This is a genomic window from Corynebacterium sp. HMSC074H12, from assembly GCF_001813755.1.
Taxonomy (GTDB): Bacteria; Actinomycetota; Actinomycetes; order Mycobacteriales; family Mycobacteriaceae; genus Corynebacterium; species Corynebacterium hiratae.
The window spans coordinates 1-290 of sequence record NZ_KV813891.1 but is presented as its reverse complement, the minus strand read 5'-3'; the positions used below and the strand labels follow the sequence as shown (position 1 = coordinate 290).

Genomic DNA, 290 nt, shown 5'->3' with positions numbered 1-290 from the left:
GGACAATTATTTACCTTCCTTGACCCGCCTGAAGGTGTCACACAGGACTTAAAAGCCACCACAAACCTGCTGGAAGGCGGCATCAACAAACAGCTCAAAGACTTAGCGGGCAATCATCGTGGCATGTTCGATGAGCATCAGCGCATCACCATGGACTGGTGGCTCTACACCCACACCGAAGACCCGGTAGCGCCACTGGAGTTAGCCAAGCAACAAGACTTCGGACGCCAAGGAGAAAAAGCCGCACGCGCAGCCTGGGCACAAGAAGAACGTAAACGACGCGGCCACCC

1 pseudogene is annotated in these 290 nt (G+C 55.2%); it reads left to right on the top strand.

Annotated elements, in window-relative coordinates:
• Positions 1-290 (top strand): annotated as a pseudogene (locus tag HMPREF2932_RS03825) (IS256 family transposase); the annotation flags it as partial.